19 protein-coding genes are annotated in these 18,131 nt (G+C 64.7%); 14 read left to right on the forward strand and 5 right to left on the reverse strand.

Going from position 1 to position 18,131, the window contains the following annotated elements:
• Positions 1-24: 24 nt before the first annotated feature.
• Positions 25-1,053, reverse strand: coding sequence for a methionine synthase (locus tag DMX06_RS17890; RefSeq protein WP_110738672.1), 1,029 nt, complete (start codon positions 1,051-1,053; stop codon positions 25-27).
• A gap of 27 nt (positions 1,054-1,080) precedes the next feature.
• Entirely contained in the window at positions 1,081-2,064 is a 984-nt protein-coding gene (locus DMX06_RS17895) for a DUF1852 domain-containing protein (RefSeq protein ID WP_110738673.1), read from the reverse strand.
• Positions 2,065-2,212: 148 nt separating this feature from the next.
• Here DMX06_RS17895 and DMX06_RS17900 point away from each other — a divergent pair, with 148 nt between their 5' ends.
• Positions 2,213-3,142: a LysR family transcriptional regulator gene (locus tag DMX06_RS17900; RefSeq protein ID WP_110738712.1), complete on the forward strand. Its 930-nt coding sequence runs from the start codon at positions 2,213-2,215 to the stop codon at positions 3,140-3,142.
• A gap of 77 nt (positions 3,143-3,219) precedes the next feature.
• On the opposite strand, the gene DMX06_RS17905 is transcribed toward DMX06_RS17900, so the two are convergent.
• The gene (locus tag DMX06_RS17905) at positions 3,220-5,121 is read right to left on the reverse strand and encodes a potassium transporter Kup (RefSeq protein WP_110738674.1); all 1,902 of its coding nucleotides are present in this window, start codon (positions 5,119-5,121) and stop codon (positions 3,220-3,222) included.
• A gap of 291 nt (positions 5,122-5,412) precedes the next feature.
• Here DMX06_RS17905 and DMX06_RS17910 point away from each other — a divergent pair, with 291 nt between their 5' ends.
• From DMX06_RS17910 to DMX06_RS17925, 4 genes are all read left to right on the forward strand, one after another.
• On the forward strand, positions 5,413-5,946 hold the full coding sequence (locus DMX06_RS17910; protein WP_110738675.1) for a DUF3455 domain-containing protein: 534 nt from the start codon (positions 5,413-5,415) through the stop codon (positions 5,944-5,946).
• A 91-nt stretch (positions 5,947-6,037) separates the two neighbouring features.
• Positions 6,038-6,577 carry a sigma-70 family RNA polymerase sigma factor gene (locus tag DMX06_RS17915; protein ID WP_110738676.1) on the forward strand — a complete coding sequence of 180 codons (540 nt, stop codon included), beginning with the start codon at positions 6,038-6,040 and terminating at the stop codon, positions 6,575-6,577.
• Complete coding sequence (locus DMX06_RS17920) at positions 6,574-7,269, forward strand: anti-sigma factor (protein WP_110738677.1); 696 nt, start codon at positions 6,574-6,576, stop codon at positions 7,267-7,269. Before DMX06_RS17915 ends, DMX06_RS17920 begins: the two co-directional genes overlap by 4 nt.
• Before the next feature lie 323 nt (positions 7,270-7,592).
• Positions 7,593-8,522 carry a malate dehydrogenase gene (locus DMX06_RS17925; protein WP_110738678.1) on the forward strand — a complete coding sequence of 310 codons (930 nt, stop codon included), beginning with the start codon at positions 7,593-7,595 and terminating at the stop codon, positions 8,520-8,522.
• A gap of 7 nt (positions 8,523-8,529) precedes the next feature.
• Here DMX06_RS17925 and DMX06_RS17930 read toward each other — a convergent pair whose 3' ends face one another.
• Positions 8,530-9,417 (reverse strand): MerR family transcriptional regulator, encoded by an 888-nt coding sequence (locus DMX06_RS17930; RefSeq protein ID WP_110738713.1) that lies wholly within the window; start codon positions 9,415-9,417, stop codon positions 8,530-8,532.
• A 153-nt stretch (positions 9,418-9,570) separates the two neighbouring features.
• Between DMX06_RS17930 and DMX06_RS17935 the strand changes: the two genes are divergently transcribed.
• The 9 genes from DMX06_RS17935 (at position 9,571) to DMX06_RS17975 (ending at position 16,498) form a co-directional block, all read left to right on the forward strand.
• Positions 9,571-10,017, forward strand: coding sequence for a PAS domain-containing protein (locus DMX06_RS17935; RefSeq protein WP_110738679.1), 447 nt, complete (start codon positions 9,571-9,573; stop codon positions 10,015-10,017).
• A gap of 105 nt (positions 10,018-10,122) precedes the next feature.
• Complete coding sequence (locus DMX06_RS17940) at positions 10,123-10,545, forward strand: nuclear transport factor 2 family protein (RefSeq protein WP_110738680.1); 423 nt, start codon at positions 10,123-10,125, stop codon at positions 10,543-10,545.
• Positions 10,542-11,294 carry an SDR family NAD(P)-dependent oxidoreductase gene (locus tag DMX06_RS17945; protein ID WP_110738681.1) on the forward strand — a complete coding sequence of 251 codons (753 nt, stop codon included), beginning with the start codon at positions 10,542-10,544 and terminating at the stop codon, positions 11,292-11,294. The genes DMX06_RS17940 and DMX06_RS17945 overlap by 4 nt, the downstream gene beginning before the upstream one ends.
• Positions 11,295-11,300: 6 nt before the next feature.
• Positions 11,301-12,548 (forward strand): NAD(P)/FAD-dependent oxidoreductase, encoded by a 1,248-nt coding sequence (locus DMX06_RS17950; protein ID WP_110738682.1) that lies wholly within the window; start codon positions 11,301-11,303, stop codon positions 12,546-12,548.
• Positions 12,545-13,354, forward strand: coding sequence for a DUF1365 domain-containing protein (locus tag DMX06_RS17955; protein ID WP_110738714.1), 810 nt, complete (start codon positions 12,545-12,547; stop codon positions 13,352-13,354). The genes DMX06_RS17950 and DMX06_RS17955 overlap by 4 nt, the downstream gene beginning before the upstream one ends.
• Positions 13,329-14,588 (forward strand): SAM-dependent methyltransferase, encoded by a 1,260-nt coding sequence (locus DMX06_RS17960; RefSeq protein WP_110738683.1) that lies wholly within the window; start codon positions 13,329-13,331, stop codon positions 14,586-14,588. The genes DMX06_RS17955 and DMX06_RS17960 overlap by 26 nt, the downstream gene beginning before the upstream one ends.
• Positions 14,589-14,591: 3 nt before the next feature.
• Positions 14,592-15,080: a DUF2878 domain-containing protein gene (locus DMX06_RS17965; RefSeq protein WP_110738684.1), complete on the forward strand. Its 489-nt coding sequence runs from the start codon at positions 14,592-14,594 to the stop codon at positions 15,078-15,080.
• Between the two features lie 156 nt (positions 15,081-15,236).
• Positions 15,237-15,917, forward strand: coding sequence for a hypothetical protein (locus tag DMX06_RS17970; protein ID WP_181427858.1), 681 nt, complete (start codon positions 15,237-15,239; stop codon positions 15,915-15,917).
• 173 nt (positions 15,918-16,090) lie between these two features.
• Positions 16,091-16,498 (forward strand): ACT domain-containing protein, encoded by a 408-nt coding sequence (locus DMX06_RS17975; RefSeq protein WP_110738685.1) that lies wholly within the window; start codon positions 16,091-16,093, stop codon positions 16,496-16,498.
• A 7-nt stretch (positions 16,499-16,505) separates the two neighbouring features.
• Here the strand turns inward: DMX06_RS17975 and DMX06_RS17980 are convergent, their stop codons facing one another.
• The gene (locus tag DMX06_RS17980; protein WP_110738686.1) at positions 16,506-17,966 is read right to left on the reverse strand and encodes an AlkA N-terminal domain-containing protein; all 1,461 of its coding nucleotides are present in this window, start codon (positions 17,964-17,966) and stop codon (positions 16,506-16,508) included.
• Positions 17,967-18,131: the final 165 nt, after the last annotated feature.

The raw sequence follows: 18,131 nt of genomic DNA on the forward strand, positions 1-18,131 counted from the left end.
CGCCCTCCCACCTCGCGCTCGGTCTTACTTCGCGAGCTCTCGGCGTACGATCTCTGCACCTGCACTCAGTGCATTGAGCTTGCCGCGTGCCACGGCGCGTGGCAGCGGTGCCATGCCGCAGTTGGTGCACGGATAGAGCTTGTCGGCATCGACGAACTGAAGGGCCTTGCGCAAGGTATTGGCCACCTCCTCCGGGGTCTCGATGGCGTGGTTGGCCACGTCGATGGCGCCGACCATCACCTTCTTGCCGCGGATCAGCTCGATCAGGTCCATCGGGACGTGGGAGTTATGGCACTCCAGTGAGATGATATCGATCTTCGATTGCTGCAGTTTAGGGAACGCCTCCTCATATTGCCGCCACTCCGAGCCCAGGGTCTTCTTCCAGTCGGTGTTGGCCTTGATGCCGTAGCCATAGCAAATGTGCACCGCGGTTTCGCACTTGAGGCCTTCGATGGCCCGCTCCAGGGTGGCGACGCCCCAGTCGTTCACCTCGTCGAAGAACACGTTGAAGGCCGGTTCATCGAACTGGATGATGTCGACACCGGCAGCCTCCAGTTCCCGAGCTTCCTCATTGAGGATCTTGGCGAATTCCCAGGCCAGCTTTTCGCGGCTCTTGTAGTGGCTGTCATACAGGGTGTCGATCATGGTCATGGGACCTGGCAGCGCCCATTTGATCGGCTGTGTGGTCTGCTGACGCAGGAACTTGGCATCTTCGACGAACACGGGCTTCTGACGAGAAACCGCACCGACCACAGTCGGCACGCTGGCATCGTAGCGGTCGCGAATGCGGACGGTTTCGCGCTTCTCAAAATCAACGCCACTCAGGTGTTCGATGAAGGTCGTCACGAAATGCTGACGGGTCTGCTCACCGTCACTGACGATATCGATACCGGCGAGTTGTTGTTCATGCAACGACAGGCGCAGCGCATCCTGCTTGCCCTCGACCAACACCTCGTCTTGGAGTTTCCAGGGTGACCAGAGGGTTTCCGGCTGTGCCAGCCAGGACGGTTTGGGCAAGCTGCCGGCAGTAGAAGTGGGGAGTAGTTTTTTCATGACGCAAGGCCTTGTGTATTCGATCAATCAAACAGCGTAATGAGCGGACCACTGCTGCAGCACAGCGTGGTACGGCTTGATGAATTGTTCTTCGGCATACTTGCCTTGCTCAATGGCCAGACGGCTGCGCTCTTCGCGGTCGTAGACAATTCGAGTCAACGAGTAGTCCTGGTGCTTCAGGCTGGGTTGATAGGATTTGCCGGCCGCGGAGTTCGCGTTGTAGATCTCGGGACGGTAGATCTTCTGGAAGGTGTCCATCGTGCTGATGGTGCTGATCAGCTCGAGATTGGTGTAATCGCCCAACAGGTCGCCGGCAAAATAGAACGCCAACGGCGCGACACTGTTCGGCGGCATGAAATAGCGCACCTTCAGGCCCATCTTGGCGAAGTACTCATCGGTCAATGAGTACTCATCCTGCTGGTATTCATAACCCAGGACCGGGTGCTGGTTTTCAGTGCGGTGATAGGTCTTGCTGCTCGAAACGCTCAGGCAGATGACCGGCGGCTTGTTGAAATGCTCCTTGAAAGCGCTCGAGTTCACGAAGCACTTGAACAGTTTCCCGTGCAGCTCGCCAAACGCCTCTGGCGTGCTGAAGCCGGACTGCCCCTTGTTGTGGTCCAGCAACAGCACGCTGAAGTCATAGTCCCGCACATAAGAGGAGAAATTGTTCCCGACAATGCCTTCGATGCGCTCGTTGGTCTGGCGATCGACAATGTTGGTTTTCAGGATTTCAATCAACGGCAGGGCATCGCCCGACTGTTCACCGGCGATCTTCATCTCGACGGAAACGATATCGAGCTCTACGCAATAACGGTCACCCTTGGGGTTGTCCCAATGCGCCAGGGCATTGAAGCGATTGTCGATCATCGCCAGCGTGTTACGCAGGTTCTGCTGACGGCTCGCGCCCCTGGCCAGGTTGGCAAAGTTGGTGGTGATGCGCGTGTTGTCCGCAGGCAGATAGTCCTCGTCGAAACGAATACTTTTAATGGCGAACGTGAAATCTCTATTCATTGTGACCCGGCACCCTGATTCCCGAAGTAGATCCTGAAAATATTTCCTGCTCGCCTGGCTTCGAAGGAAAAATTCAATGGGGGGATTGTCAATAAACGGCCTTCATGAGACAAACTCATTTTTTTTGCGCTGATCTGTAACTTTGCTCATGATCGATCTAAGGCACCTGCGCACCATCCACGCCCTGCGCGATACCGATAGCCTGCACGACGCCGCTGAACGCCTGCACCTCACCCAATCCGCCCTGTCGCACCAGTTCCGCGAACTGGAGGAGCGCATCGGCATGCAGCTGTTCGTACGCAAGTCCAAACCGGTGCGTTTCACCAGTGCCGGCCTCAAGCTGCTGCAGCTGGCCGAGCAGGTCCTGCCGCTGATCCGCGGCACCGAGCGCGACCTGGGCAAGCTCGCCAGCGGCACCGCAGGGCGTCTGCATATCGCCATCGAATGCCACAGCTGCTATCAGTGGCTGATGCCTTCGGTGGACGAGTTCCGTGGTGCCTGGCCGGAGGTGGAGCTTGACCTGGCCTCAGGCTTTGCCTTCGCCCCGCTGCCCGCGCTGGAGCGCGGCGACCTCGACCTGGTGGTGACTTCCGACCCGGTTACCCTCCCGGGCATCAGCTACGTGCCGCTGTTCGGCTATGAAGCGGTGCTGGCCGTCGACAACCATCACCCATTGCATGGCAAGCCCTACCTGGAGCCCGTCGACCTGGCCAGCCAGACGCTGATCACCTACCCCATCGAGCGCCACCGCCTGGACATCTTCACCCGCTTTCTCGAACCCGCGGATATCGAGCCCGCGCAGGTACGGACTTCGGAGCTGACGGTGATGATGATGCAGCTGGTCGCCTCGGGCCGGGGCGTGTGCTGCCTGCCCAACTGGGCACTGCATGAATACAGCTCGCGTGGTTATGTGACCGCCAAGCGCCTGGGCGAGAATGGGTTGCAGGCCCGACTGTACGCCGCGATCCGCAGCGACATGCTGCAAGTGCCCTATGTCAGCGATTTCCTGCTGACGGCCAAGGACATTTCGTTTGCAACGCTGGAGGGGGTGAATGTCGTGTCGGGAACAGCGACATGAGGGTGTCGAGGCATGACCGTTGTTCGCTGCCGGGGATGGAGACCGGCCTGGGCTGCCGGTCCATCCCCTGAGCGCTCTCACATCTCGACCTGGGTCCCCAGTTCGATCACCCGGTTCAGCGGCAGCTTGAAGTACCGCAAGTTGCTGTTGGCGTTCTTCAACAGGAAGGCGAACAAGTGCTCGCGCCACTTGGCCATGCCGATCCGCTTGGTCGGCACCACGGTTTCCCGGCTCAGGAAGTAGGTGGTGCGCATGGGGCTGAAGTCCAGCGCCGCCGTGCTGCTGTGGCTGAGCGCAAGGGGCACGTCAGGTTCCTCCATGAAGCCGAAGTGCAGGTTGACCCTGAAGAAACCCTGGCCGAACGCCTCGACCTCGAAGCGCTTGTCCTGCGTCACCCGTGGCGAATCCTGCGACACCACCGTCAGCAGCACCACCTGCTCGTGCAGCACCTGGTTGTGCAGCAGGTTGTGCAACAGCGCGTGGGGTACCGCATCGGAACGGGCGGTGAGGAACACCGCCGTGCCCTGCACGCGATGGGGCGGCTGCGCCTGCACGCTGGCGATGAACAAGGGCAGCGGCAAGGCGGTTTCATCCAGGCGCTCGACGATGATGCTGCGCCCGCGCTTCCAGGTGGTCATCAGCACGAACAGCGCCAGGCCGGCGATCACCGGGAAGGCACCGCCCTGCAGGATCTTCGGCGCGTTGGCGGCGAAGTACAGGCCATCCACCAGCAGAAAGCCCAGCAGCAAGGGAATCGCCAGCCAGCGCGGGGTCTTCCACAGCAACAGCACCACCGCCGAGGCCAGCAGCGTGGTGATCAGCATGGTGCCGGTCACCGCGACACCGTAGGCCGCCGCCAGCGCGCTGGACGACTCGAAGCCGACCACCAGCAGCACCACGCCGACCATCAACGCCCAGTTGACCATGCCGATGTAGATCTGCCCCTGCTCTTCACTGGAGGTGTGCTGGATGAACATGCGCGGCACATAGCCCAGCTGGATGGCCTGGCGGGTCAGCGAGAAGGCGCCGGAGATCACCGCCTGCGAGGCGATGATGGTGGCCAGGGTGGCCAGCGCGACCATCGGCAGCAGCGCCCACTCCGGGGCCAGCAGGTAGAACGGATTGCGCACCGCCGCCGGGTTGTCGAGGATCAGCGCGCCCTGGCCGAAGTAGTTCAGCACCAGGCCCGGCAGCACCAGGATGAACCACGCGCGGGAAATCGGCTTGCGGCCGAAGTGCCCCATGTCGGCGTAAAGCGCCTCGGCACCGGTCAAGGCCAGCACCACGGCACCCAGAATCGCCACGCCGATGCCCGGATGGGCGACGAAGAAGTGCGCCGCCCACGACGGGTTCAGCGCCTGCAGCACCTCGGGCCGCTGCACGATGCCATGGATGCCGAGCGCGCCCAGTACCACGAACCACAGCACCATCACCGGCCCGAACAGGATGCCGATGCGCGCGGTGCCGTGCTTCTGGATGATGAACAGCCCGACCAGCACCACCACCGCCAAGGGCACGACCCAGTGCTCGATGCCGTCGATGCCCAGTTGCAGACCCTCCACCGCCGACAGCACGGAAATGGCCGGGGTGATCATGCTGTCGCCGTAGAACAGCGCCGCGCCAAACAGCCCCAGCAGCACCAGCACCTTGCTCAGTCGCGGATAAGGACGCGCCGCCCGCCTGGCCAGTGCGGTCAGCGCCATGATCCCGCCCTCGCCCTGGTTGCTGGCGCGCAGGATGAACAGGACGTATTTCACCGAGACCACCCAGATCAGCGACCAGAACACCAGCGACAGGATGCCCAGCACCCCCTCGAGGTTGGCCTGCACCCCGAAATGGCCGGAGAACACCTCCTTGAGCGTGTACAGGGGGCTGGTGCCGATGTCGCCATAGACGACGCCGACGGCGGCGACCAGCAGGCCGACACCCGTGCTCTTGCTGGCGTGGGAATGGTTTTCAACGATTGCGGATTGGCTCACAGGTAACGTCTCGTCAGTATCGCGTAAACACTGAATGTGGGCAGGCAGGCTGGGGGGCAGAAAAACCGCGCCAGTATCATCTCAAGCTGCAAAGGCCGGCATAAAGAAAGCGTAAAGAAACGCCATTGCCCGATGAACGCTCGACTTCGGAGGAAGACTGCTGGCCACCTTGCGCTCCGTCGGCCAGGTCTCTCTTTTTACGCTTGAGTGCATCCAGATCCCGTTCTGGTGGGTATTCACCTAAGGGCAACACTTGAATGCCCTGCCATGCCCCCACCAGGAGATCGCTCGATGAACATCGCACACGTTTCGTTCCTGCCCGCCTGCGGCCTCGCCCTGGCCATGCTGCTGCAGACCGCCCACGCCCAGACCGGGGTCCCCGATGCCGTCAAGGTGCCGGACGGCCACAAGGTGGCGCTGGAAACCGTCGGTGTCGGCGAGATCACCTACGAATGCCGCGACAAGGCTGACGCCCCCGGCCAGACCGAATGGACCTTCGCCGGACCGAAGGCCGTGCTCAAGGACCGGACCGGCAAGGCCGTGGGCGACTACTTCGGCCCGCCCGCCACCTGGCAGGCCAAGGACGGCTCGAAGATCACCGGCACCCAGCTGGCCATCGCCCCGGCGGCCAAGGGTGACCTACCGTTCCAGCTGGTCAAGGCCAACCCCGCCGAGGGCAAGGGCGCCATGAGTGGCGTCAGCTTCGTCCAGCGCCTGGCCACCCGCGGCGGCGTCGCCCCGCAAACCGCCTGCACGGTGCAGAACAAGGGCGAGAAGCAGATCGTCAAGTACCAGGCTGACTACATCTTCTGGGCCGCCAACTGAGGCCCTGCGCGCCAGCCCCCTTGAGCTACGCTCATCGACAGTCCCCGGCCGACCGGCCGGGGCTCCCGGTAGCATGAGGATCGGCCCGACCTTGAACCTGCCCACGACGCCATTTGACTACGAGCGCTGTCTCCAGGCCTGTGCCAGGGGCGATCGCGGAGCCCTGCAGGCGCTTTACAACCAGGAAGGTGCCCGCCTGCTCGGCGTGGCCCGGCGCATCGCCCGCGACCACGCCACCGCCGAGGACATCGTCCATGACGCTTTCATCCGCATCTGGACCCGTGCGGGCAGCTTTGATCCGGCCCGAGGCTCGGCGCGTGGCTGGGTGTACAGCCTGACTCGGCACCTGGCCCTGAATTTCATACGCGACAGCCGCCGAGAAGTGGTGATCGACGATGTTGCCACCGTCGATATCGCGCCCTATCACGATGACATGACCTTGCAGGCCGATGCACCGAGGATTCACCGCTGCCTCGACCAGCTCGACGCCGCGCCGCGCAAGTGCATCCTGCATGCCTACGTCGACGGCTGCAGCCATACCGAGATAGCCCGCCTGCTCGACACCCCGCTGGGCACGGTCAAGTCGTGGATAAAACGCAGCCTCAAGGCGCTGCGGGAGTGCATGGGATGACCAACGAGCCGGGTAACGAAAGCACCGATGACCTCGAGCAACTGGCCGGGGAGTACGTGCTAGGCACGTTGTCGGCCGAACAGCAGGAGACTGTGCTCAAGCGCCTGGACAGCGACCGTGCCTTGCGTGACGCCGTGGACGCTTGGGAGCAGCGACTGCTGGGCTTGAACGCGCTGGCCACGCCACTTGCGCCCAGTCCCCGACTGTGGCAACGGATCAACCGTAGCCTGGGCGACCTCCCCGCCCAGCCCTCATGGTGGCGACGCCTGGGGCTGTGGCAAGGGCTGGCCGGTGCCGGCCTTGCAGCCAGTCTGTTACTGGGTCTTGCACTGCTGACGGTACAGTCGCCTGCCACCACCTATATGGTCGTGCTGGTGGCGCCTGCCACCCAGGCACCTGGTTGGGTGGTCCAGACCCGTGGCGCTGGCCAGGTCCAGCTGATTCCCTTGGGTAAGTCCGAGGTCCCGGGAGGCAAGGTTCTGCAGTTCTGGACCAAGGGTGAACAGTGGCCGGCACCGATCTCGCTCGGGCTGATCAAACCTGGGGAGCAAGTCACCGTGCCGCTGGAGCGCCTGCCTGCGGTAGAGCCCAACCAGTTGTTCGAGCTGACCCTGGAGAATGCGGGTGGCTCTGCAAGCGGACGTCCGAACGGGCCTGTACAGTTCATCGGGCGGGCGGTCAAAGTGCTCTGAGGGGCAGGCCTTTCAAGGTGATGAGAATTGGCGTCCGGCTTCGAATTGCCGGGGCTGCTTTGCAGCCCTTTCGCGGCACAAGGCCGCTCCTACAGGGGTGCGCGATCGCCTGTAGGAGCGGCCTTGTGCCGCGAAAGGGTCGCAAAGCGACCCCGCCAATCTTGAACTAGAGCGGCCATATCCCAAAAATCGCAAAACCTTGAGAGAGATGGTTCCAAGGGCCCACAGGGCTCCACCTCGGGTAGCCTTTTCGCCCGGGCAGGCAATACTTCCCTGTACAGGCGAGCGTGTTGCTGATGACGCGAGCCGCGAGGAGGTGCGAGGTGAACAAACTATCTATCGTGGGTGCCGGTATCGTCGGTGAGGCTGCAGCCCAGGCCATCGCCCGGGATGCGCTCTGCCGTGAACTGGCGTTGATCGACGTCCAGGGTGAGCTGGCCCAGGGCAAAGCGCTGGATATCTGGCAGGCGGCAGTGGAGTCCGGGTCCGACACCAAGGTGTACGGCGGGTCGGATGCCCGGTTGCTGCAGGGTTCCGACCTGGTGGTTATCACGGCGGGCGTGCCGCGCAAGCCTGGCCAGTCGCGGCAGGATGTCCTGGCCATCAACCTGCCGATACTCGACGGCATCATGCATGATGTGAAACAGCATGCGCCGACCGCGACGGTGTTGGTGGTGTCGAATCCGGTCGATGTGCTCACCTACCGGGCCTGGAGCCTCAGTGGCCTGGGCCGCGACAAGGTGTTCGGCCAAGCGGGGGTGCTGGATACCGCGCGCATGAAGTGTTTCATCGCCGAGCAGACCGGGTTTTCGGCACGGGATATTACGGCGCTGGTCCTGGGCGGGCACGGCGACAGCATGGTGCCGTTGATGCGCTACTGCACGGTCGGTGCGGTGCCGCTGGCGCACTTGCTGTCCAGTGAGCAGATCGAGCAGATCGTTGAGCGTACCCGTAAAGGTGGCGGCGAGATCCTTGCCCTGAAGAAGGTCGGCAGCGCCTGCGATGCGCCGGGCGTGGCGATCGCGCAGATGGTGGATGCGATTGCCAATGGGCGCAGCCGTATCCTGCCGGCGGTCGCGATTCTCGAGGGCGAGTACGGACGCACGGATATCGCCATGGGTGTTCCCTGCGTACTCTCGGACGAGGGCATTACGCGGGTGATCGAGCTGCCGCTGGATGCGCAGGAACAGGCGATGTTCGACCGCTCCGCGGATCAGGTGGCGCGGGATATTGCGGAGATGAAGGCGTTGTAGGTAGCCGTCACAGGTCCAGGGCGCCCCTGAGCAGAGCATCGAGCATGCCGGGCGCCTGCGGGTCGCGCTCGTCCAGCAAGCACACCGGAATACCCTGCAGCACCGCCTGCGAAGCGCTCAGCCCCTCCCCCACCAAGGCCAGCGGGCAAGGTATCTCCATCTGCAGCGAACGCAACCGTTTGCCCAGGGAGGCGCTTACCGGCCCCTGCACCGCAACCACCAGCACCGCCGGCTGGATCGCCCCGCACACCAGCGCCAGTTCCTCCAGCGGCTGACCACACCCCAGCACCTCGATGCGTTGCCGCCGGTCGCTCAGCAGCAGGCCGGTACACAGCAACTGCAGCTCGGCCAGGCCCTCGGCGCCGGCCAGCAGCACCCGTGGCGCATCGGCCTGGTTCATGTGCAGGCGCAGCAGCAGGCGGGCGCGCAGGAAGGCATCCAGGAACAGCCACTGGCTGCGCTCGCCGAAAGCCTCGCCTTCGGCCAGTTCGTGCCACACCGGCATGAACACCTCATGCATCACCGTGGCCTTGGGCAGCAGCGTGAACAGCTGCCCGTGAATACCTTCAAGTGCCTGCGCATCAAATGCCTTGGTCGCCCGGACAACAGCCAGGCGCCAGTCGTGAAAGGCATCGTCCTGCGCAGGGGGCGCGTCGGGCTGGCCGGCGAGCAGCCCGCCGACCTTGCTGATGGGCACGCCATTGCCGGTCCAACGCAGGATGTCGCGAATACGCTGGACATCCCTGGCCGTGTACAGCCGGTGCCCGCCTTCGGTACGCTGCGGGCTGATCAGCCCATGGCGGCGCTCCCAGGCGCGCAACGTCACGGGGTTGATGCCAGTCAGGCTGACCACGTCCCGCATGGGCAGCAAGTCGAAGGAAGGGGCGTCGGTCATGGCCAAGGTTCGCATGGGTGAAAGCACATTCTAAACCCATGGGCACCTGTTGCGGCGAGCCTCCTTGGGTCATCATGGTCGGCAGGGGCGCCCGAGGTTCTCGCACGGAGCTACGCTGCGCATTCGGCACACACGATCCGACAGGTGAGTTCCATGATCAACGCGAAACTCCTGCAACTGATGGTCGAACACTCCAACGATGGCATCGTCGTCGCCGAGCAGGAGGGCAACGACAGCATTCTCATCTACGCCAACCCGGCCTTCGAACGGCTCACCGGTTACGCCACGGACGACATCCTCTACCAGGACTGCCGATTTCTCCAGGGTACCGACCACGACCAGCCGGGCGTCGCCGCCATCGGCCAGGCGATCCGCGCAGGCCACCCCTGCCGCCAGGTGTTGCGCAACTACCGCAAGGATGGCAGCCCGTTCTGGAACGAGCTGTCGATCACCCCGGTACGCAACGAAGCCGACCAGCTGACCTACTACATCGGTATCCAGCGCGATGTCACGGCCCAGGTGACCGCCGAGGAAAAAGTGCGCGAACTGGAAGCGGAGGTCGCGCGCTTGCGCGAGGCGCTGGCGGCAGCCGAACGCTGACGGCAAAAGCTGTACAAGAGGATTGTATTTGTACAATTTTAGTTCTAGGCTTCAGTCATACCTGTACAACTTGCCATCGTTGTACAGGATTGCCCGGAGCCGCGCATGTCAGACTACCTGCAGCATTTCGCCGAATGCTTCGCCCGCCTGCACCGGGGCAATCTGGACTCGCTGGAAAACCTGTACAGCGAAGATGTCATCTTTCGCGACCCGCTACACCGGATCGATGGGCTGCCCGCCCTGAAGGCGTACCTCGCCCAGCTCTACGCCAACGCCCATGACATCCGCTATGCCTTCACCGGCGCCGACGAGGTCCGGCCCGGGCAGGGCTACCTGCGCTGGACCCTGCACTTTCGCCATCCACGCCTGGCTGGCGGTCGGCCCATCAGCCTGCAGGGCTGCAGCCATCTGCAATGGCAGCAGCGGGTGCAGGTTCACCAGGATTACTTCGACGCTGGCGCCCTGCTGTATGAACATGTCCCGGTCATGGGAGGCGCCATTCGCTGGCTCAAGGGTCGGCTGGCATGAGCCGCTACTGGCTGACCGGCGCCAGCAGCGGCATCGGCGCCGCACTGGCCTTGCAATTGCTGGAGCAGGGGCACCAGGTGGCCCTCGGAGGCCGTTGCGCCGAGCGCCTGGCGCCCCTGGTCGAACGCTTTCCCGGGCAGGCGCTGCCGGCCCTTGGCGATATAGACGACCGCGAACGGCTGGCGTTGATCGCCGGGGAACTGCAGCAGGCCTGGGGGGCGCTGGACGGGGTCATTCTCAACGCCGGGACCTGCGAATACCTGGAGCCGGGTCGATTCGACCCTGACCTGGTCGAGCGTGTGGTGCGTACCAACCTGCTGGGCCTGTGTCATTGCCTGGCCGTCGCCCTGCCCTTGCTGCATCGCGGCGAACGCCCGCATGTGGTGGTGATGGGCAGCTCGGTGGCCTGGCTCGCCCTGCCCCGGGCCGGCGCCTATGGCGCATCCAAGGCCGCCGTGCGTTACCTGGTCGAATCGCTGCGCATCGATCTGGCCAATGAAGGCATTGATGTCACCCTGGTCAGCCCCGGCTTCGTCGATACGCCCCTGACCCGGCGCAACGACTTCCCCATGCCCCAGCGCTGGACGGCGCAGCGCGCCGCCCGCCATATCGCCCGGCGCCTACCCGGGCGGCCGCTGGAAATCAACTTCCCCGTTGCGTTCACCCTGGCCCTGCGCCTGCTCGGCACGTTGCCGCCGCGTTGGCGCCTGGCGCTGGGTCGACGCCTGGCAAGACGGCCACAGGAATAACCCGCCATGCGCATCGCGATCATTGGCAGCGGCATCGCCGGCCTGACCTGCGCCCACCTGCTGTCGCGCCGCCACGAGGTCACGGTGTTCGAGGCCGAGGACTGGATCGGCGGCCACACCCATACCGTCGAAGTGCGCTGGCGCGGCGAACGTCATGCGGTGGACACCGGCTTCATCGTGTTCAACGACTGGACCTACCCGAACTTCATCCGCCTGCTCGACCAGCTCGGGGTTGCCTCGCGGCCGACCCAGATGAGCTTCTCGGTGCATGACCCGGACAGTGGCCTCGAATACAACGGCCACAACCTCGACTCCCTGTTCGCGCAGCGGCGCAACCTGGTGTCGCCTGGGTTCTGGGGCATGCTGCGCGACATCCTGCGTTTCAACCGCCAGGCCTTGGCCGATCTGGACCGCGGGCGCATCGATCCGTCCACCACCCTGGGCGGTTACCTCCAGGTACAGGGCTATGGCCGGCGCTTTGTCGAGCACTACGTCGTGCCGATGGGCTCGGCAATCTGGTCGATGTCACGGGCAGACATGCTCGGTTTTCCCCTGCAGTTCTTCGTGCGTTTCTGTCGCAACCATGGGCTGCTGTCGGTGAACCAGCGTCCGCAGTGGCGGGTCGTCGAGGGTGGTTCGCGCAGCTATGTCGCACCGCTGTGCCGGCCATTCGCCGAGCGCATCCGCCTGGCGTGCAAGGTCGACCGGGTCAGCCGCGATGAAGATGGCGTCACCCTGCACGGCAAGGCCGGTGCCGAGCGTTTCGACAACGTGGTGTTCGCCTGCCACAGCGACCAGGCCCTTGCCCTGCTGGAAGCACCCAGCGCCCAGGAGCGCGCGGTGCTCGGGGCCATCACCTACGCCAGCAACGATGTGCTGCTGCACACCGACACCCGCCTGCTACCGCGCCGGCGCAAGGCCTGGGCCAGCTGGAACTACCGCCTGGGCGGTCCCGAACAGGCCCCGGCCGCGCTGACCTATAACATGAACATCCTGCAGGGCATCCAGGCCCCGGTGACCTTCTGCGTCAGCCTCAACCAGACCTCACTTGTAGACCCGGCGCAGATCATCGCCCGCTACAAGTACGCCCACCCCCAATACAGCCTCGCCGCCACCGCCGCCCAGGCCCGCCAGGCCGAGCTGCAGGGCCAGCACCACAGCTACTACTGCGGCGCCTACTGGGGCAACGGCTTTCATGAGGACGGCGTGGTCAGTGCGCTCAAGGTCGCCGAACACTTCGGAGAGCAATTGTGAACAGCAGCCTGTGCCCGGGCTGGGTCAGCCATCGGCGCCTGGTGCCCCGGCCGCATGCCTTGCGCTACCGGATCGGCATGTTCTACCTGGACCTCGACGAACAGGCCGGGCTGCTGGGCCTGTCACGCTGGGTGGGGCGCTGGCGGCTGGCGCCCCTGAGCTGGCGCGAGACCGATTACCTGCCGGCGCTGACCGGCAAGGGCGAGCCGCTGGCCCAGGCCGCCCGCCGACTGGTCGGCCAGGCCACCGGCCAGGTTCCCGAAGGCCCGGTGCGCCTGCTGACCCAGCTGCGCAGTTGGGGACTGTCGTTCAATCCGGTGAGCCTGTACTTCTGCCATGACCGCGACGAGCAGCTGGCGGCGATTCTGCTGGAAGTGCGCAACACGCCGTGGCGCGAGCGCTTCCACTATGTGCTGCCGGTGCGGGACGGCCTCGAGCAAACGTTCACCATGGCCAAGGCCTTCCACGTATCGCCCTTCCTGCCGATGGCCATGGACTACCACCTGCACTTCCATCTGGATACGCAGCGGATTCACGTGCACATGGAGAACTGGCGAGACGGCCAGAAGATCTTCGAAGCCGACCTCGCCGTGCGCCGCCAGCCGCTGGACCGCGCCGCGCTGCATCGCTACCTGCTGTCCTTCCCCTGGATGAGCCTGCGCACCGTCTCGGCCATCTACTGGCAAGCCCTGCGCCTGTTGTTCAAGCGTGTCCCCGTTCACGACCACACCGCCAGCCAGGGCACCCTGGCGCTCGGCCATCGCCGCGAGGAGCCCGACCATGTCGAACCCCACCCTGAGCGTTAGCAAATCCGCAGGCCTCACTCCGCTGCTGGGTGGGCTGGCCCGCAGCGCGGTGATGGCGCAACTGGGCAAGCTGCGCCACGGCCACCTGCGGCTGCGCGAGCGGGGACGGCAATGGAGCTTCGGCGACGCCGACAGCCCGTTGCAGGCCGAAGTGGAGGTCCTTGAAGGCGCGGCCTGGAACCTGGTGGCCGGCAATGGCTCGATCGGTGCCGGCGAGGCCTACATCCATGGCTACTGGCACAGCCCGGACCTGGCGGCCGTGACCCGGCTGTTCGTGGCCAACCTGGAGGTACTGGACGCCCTGGAAGGTGGCCTGGCGCGCCTGGGTCGTCCCCTGCTACGACTGCTGCATCGCCTGAACCGCAACAACCGACGCGGCGCCAAACGCAATATCCTGGCCCACTACGACCTGGGCAACGTCCTGTTCGAACACCTGCTCGACCCGACCATGATGTACTCGGCGGCCCGGTTCGAACACCCCGACCAACCCCTGGAGCACGCCCAACTGAACAAGCTGGAGCAGATCTGCCGCAAGCTCGAACTGAGTGCGCGGGATCACCTGCTGGAGATCGGCAGCGGCTGGGGCAGCCTGGCGATCCACGCCGCGACCCGGCACGGCTGCCGGGTCACCACCACGACGCTCTCCGAGGCCCAGTACGCCTTCACCCTGCAGCGCGTCCAGGCATTGGGGCTGGAACAACGCGTGACGGTGTTGCGCCAGGATTATCGCGACCTGCAGGGCAGCTTCGACAAGCTGGTCTCGATCGAGATGATCGAAGCCGTCGGCCACCGTTACCTGCCCGTGTACTTTCGCCAGTGCGCAACGCTGCTCAAGCCCGACGGGCTGATGCTACTGCAGGCCATCACCATCCGCGACCAGCGCTATGCCCAGGCCCGGCGCTCGGTGGACTTCATCCAGCGCTACATCTTTCCTGGCGGCGCCTTGCCGTCGTTGAGCGTGCTGCTCGACACCGCCAGCCGCCAGACAGGGCTGAACCTCGTGCACCTGGAGGACTTCGGCCTGGACTACGCCCGCACCCTGCTCCATTGGCGCGACAACCTGCGTCAGGCACGTGGCGCGCTGGCGGCGCTCGGCTACGACGAAATGTTCCAGCGCCTGTGGGAGTACTACCTGTGCTATTGCCAGGGCGGATTCGAGGAGCGCGCCATCGGCGTCGCCCAGTTGCTGTGGGCAGGCCCCTCGGCACGCCGCGCCCCGTTGCCCGGGCACTGACCCATGCGCCGTGGCTGGCTGATCGCCAATGCCCTGTGGCTGCAGGCTGGCTGGTGGCTGTGCGTGCTCGGGGCGCGATGGCCCTGGTTGCTGCTGCTGGTGCCGCCGGCCATGGCGGTGCATGTAATCCTGTGCCGGGATCGCCCTGGCGAGGCTTGGACGCTACTGCGCGTGACACTGGCCGGCGCCCTGCTGGACAGCTTGCTCGGCGCGCTTGGCGTGTTCGCTTTCGACAGCCACCCGCTGCCCGTGTGGCTGGCGATGCTGTGGCTGGTGTTGGCCAGCGGCCTGCGCCACAGCCTGGCCTGGGCCGGCCGGCCGCTCTGGCGCGGGGCGCTGCTCGGCGCTTTTGGCGGACCGCTGGCCTACCTGGCCGGCGCCCGCCTGGCGCAGGTCGACCTGCCGTTGGGCACGGTCACCACCGCCCTGCTGCTGGCGCCGATCTGGGCGCTGCTGTTGCCCTCTCTGGTACGCCTGGCGGCGTGGCGCTGATCGGCGGCATGATCGCGATCCGTCAGCCCATTGCACATTTCTGCTCTACGCCGCTGGAAGTGATATCAAATTGCCCGATATCATCCCACGCCTTCACGGCAACGCCAGTCGCTGCCTTGGCCATAAATGGTACCTGTAGCCCCTCAAGGAATGTTCATGCCTGGATTGCTCCGCGCCTTAGCCTGTGTATTGCCCTTTGCCCTGATTGCAGGATGCGGCCCGGTTTCACCCGCCATTGTCAGCGAGCCGCTGCAACCTGCCGCAGGCGGGCCCGTCAGCTATCTGGTCGGCAGCATCGGCCCTGCCGCAGAAGACGATGCGTACACTCATCAGCGAATCAAGTTGCGCAAGACCGATACGCAGGAAAATGCGGCGGCGGTGTGGGGCAACGGCCTCGTGGGGAATACCCCGTCGGACATCAAGGGCGCGCCAGTCGGGGAACACTACAGCAAGCCGGGAGTCGCCAGCGTCTTCGTCCTGCCGCTCAAGCCTGGTCACTATGAGATTTATGACACCGAGTTCTATTGGCCAGGTGACGATAATCTATCGATCAACGCCAAGCGCAAGTTCTCGGTACCCATGGACCTTGAGCCGGGCAAGGCCTACTACCTCGGCGAGTTCCGTTCGCGCTGCCTGCAACGGATGCTCTGCTTCTTCAGTCTGCGCGACCAGCGGGCACGCGATGAGGTGATCGCCCGTCGTTACTCGCCAAACCTGCCGACGCTGGAAGTGCTGAGCCTGGACATGAAGCCAGCGTTTCCTTTCATCACGTCGGCAAACAACCCCGAACCGGCCAGCCTGGCCGAAGAACGAGCTCAGGCGCCGAACGGGAACTAGTATCGCAGTCATCCGCCGAACTACGGGCGGCCCTGGAGGCACTGGAAAAATTACGCCTGGGTTGATGAGCACCCGGCTCATCGATTGTCCTAATGCCCTGCGTGCAATGCTAATTTCAATCGTCCCCGGTGAACCCTCTAGACTGCCGGCTCACCACCATAGGAGCCCACGCGATGCATGGCGAAACCTCGATTGAAAAACTCCTCCAGTCCATGAGACCCGTACTCAATGACGGCGAGTATGTCTTTGCCACCGTCACCGACGCCTCACAGCTGCAAGACCTGAACATTGTCGGCAGCTTCAGGGAGCACGAAGGCTGGACGGTCATCCTGGAGCGAAAGGTCGCGGACGCGATGCAACTGCCCTACACCTACGTGTGCGCCTGGATCACGCTGACCGTCCACTCCTCCCTCGAAGCCGTTGGCCTGACCGCAGCGTTCGCCACCGCGCTGGGCAAAGCGGGCATCAGCTGCAACGTGGTGGCGGCCTACTACCATGACCACATCTTTGTCGGTGTGGACGACGCCCAGAGCGCCATGGCGGTGTTGAAAGCACTTTCAGACACCGCCGGGCAACCCTAAGTCAAGGTCACGGCTTTCCCGCCAGCCCTTGCCAGGCCCGCAGCACCGCATAGCCACGCCAGGGGCGCCAGCCCTGCGCAGCTTGCGTAGCGGCGCTGGCACTGTTCACGCCCAGGGCCTTCTGCAATGCCACGTCACCCGCCGGAAACGCATCGGGCCAGCGCAGCGCGCGCAAGGCGATGTACTGGGCGGTCCAGTCGCCGATGCCGGGCAAGGCACGCAACTGGGCGCAGGTGGCCGCGACATCGACGCCGGGGCGCAGCACCAGGCGCCCTTCCCCCACGGCCTCGGCCAGGGCCTTGAGCGCGGCCTGGCGCTGGCGCGTGATGCCCAGTCGGCCAAGGCCGTCACCACTGGCTGCCGCCAGGGTCGCCGGCGTGGGGAACAGGCGGTCCAGCGCTGCGACGGGGGTCTGGATGGGCTCGCCAAAGGCGCCGACCAGGCGCGCGCCCAGCGTGCGTGCGGCGACCACGGTGATTTGCTGGCCGAGCACGGCGCGCACCGCCAGCTCGAAGCCGTCCAGCGTACCGGGCACACGCATGCCCTCGCTCGCCGGGAACGTGGCCTGCAACACGCCGTGGATCGCCACCGGGTCGGCATCCAGGTCGAACGCGGCCCGTACGCGGTTGATCAGCGTGGGCAGCACGCTTGCCAGGCTGTCACTGATCGTCACCTGCGCCTGGGCGCGGTCGTCATCAAGGCTCACACTCAACCAGCCGCTGCATTCCTGCTGGCCCTGCACCAGGCGCACGGTGCGCGTGTACTGCCGGCCCTCCACCCACTCCAGGCCCGGGATGGCGCGCAGGCGCAGGAAGCCCAGCATCGCCTCGACGTCATAAGGCGGGCGCCAGCCCAGGCGAATGCTCACCCCCTGCCCGTCGGCAGGCAACCGGGCGCGACGCAACGCGCTGGGATTCAGGCCATAGTGCCGCGAGAATGCATCATTGAACCGCCGCACACTGCCAAAGCCACTGGACAATGCCACCTGGGTCATCGGCAACTGCGTGTCGGCGATCAGTTGCTTGGCCGCCAGCAGGCGCCGTGTCTGCAGGTACTGCAGCGGCGAGACACCGAACTGCGCCTCGAAGATGCGTCGCAGGTGGCGGTCGCTCACCCCCAGGTGCCGAGCGATGTCGACCATCGTGCGCACGACCTGCGGCTCGTCCATCAGGCGCGCCGCCTGCACGGCCAGGATGCGCGAGGCATCCTCGGTGCTCCACGCCACCGTGCGCGGCGCCAGCTCGGGACGACAGCGCAGGCACGGCCTGAAGCCCGCCGCCTCGGCCTGGGCGGCATGACGGTAGAAGCGCAGGTTGTCGCGCCGTGGCGTTTTCACCCGGCATACCGGCCGACAATAGATACCGGTGCTGGTGACCGCAGCGAAGAAGGCGCCATCGAAACGCGCGTCGTGCGCCTTAAGGGCCAGGTAGCAGGCATCGCTTTCGGGTGACTCGATGAGGTTTGTCATGAGCGACATCCTATGCCCTGGATTCACTTGAGGCTCGCCATTTTCGGACATATGGCTTGCAGGGCTTCCCCCATCCTGCAGACAACAAAAAATCCGATGCCTTACGGCATCGGATTCTCATCGATCGATCAGGTCGGCAGGCCTCGACTGCCGGGCATCAGGCAC

Origin of the sequence: Pseudomonas mosselii (assembly GCF_003205295.1) — a bacterium.
Lineage (GTDB): Bacteria > Pseudomonadota > Gammaproteobacteria > Pseudomonadales > Pseudomonadaceae > Aquipseudomonas > Aquipseudomonas mosselii_B.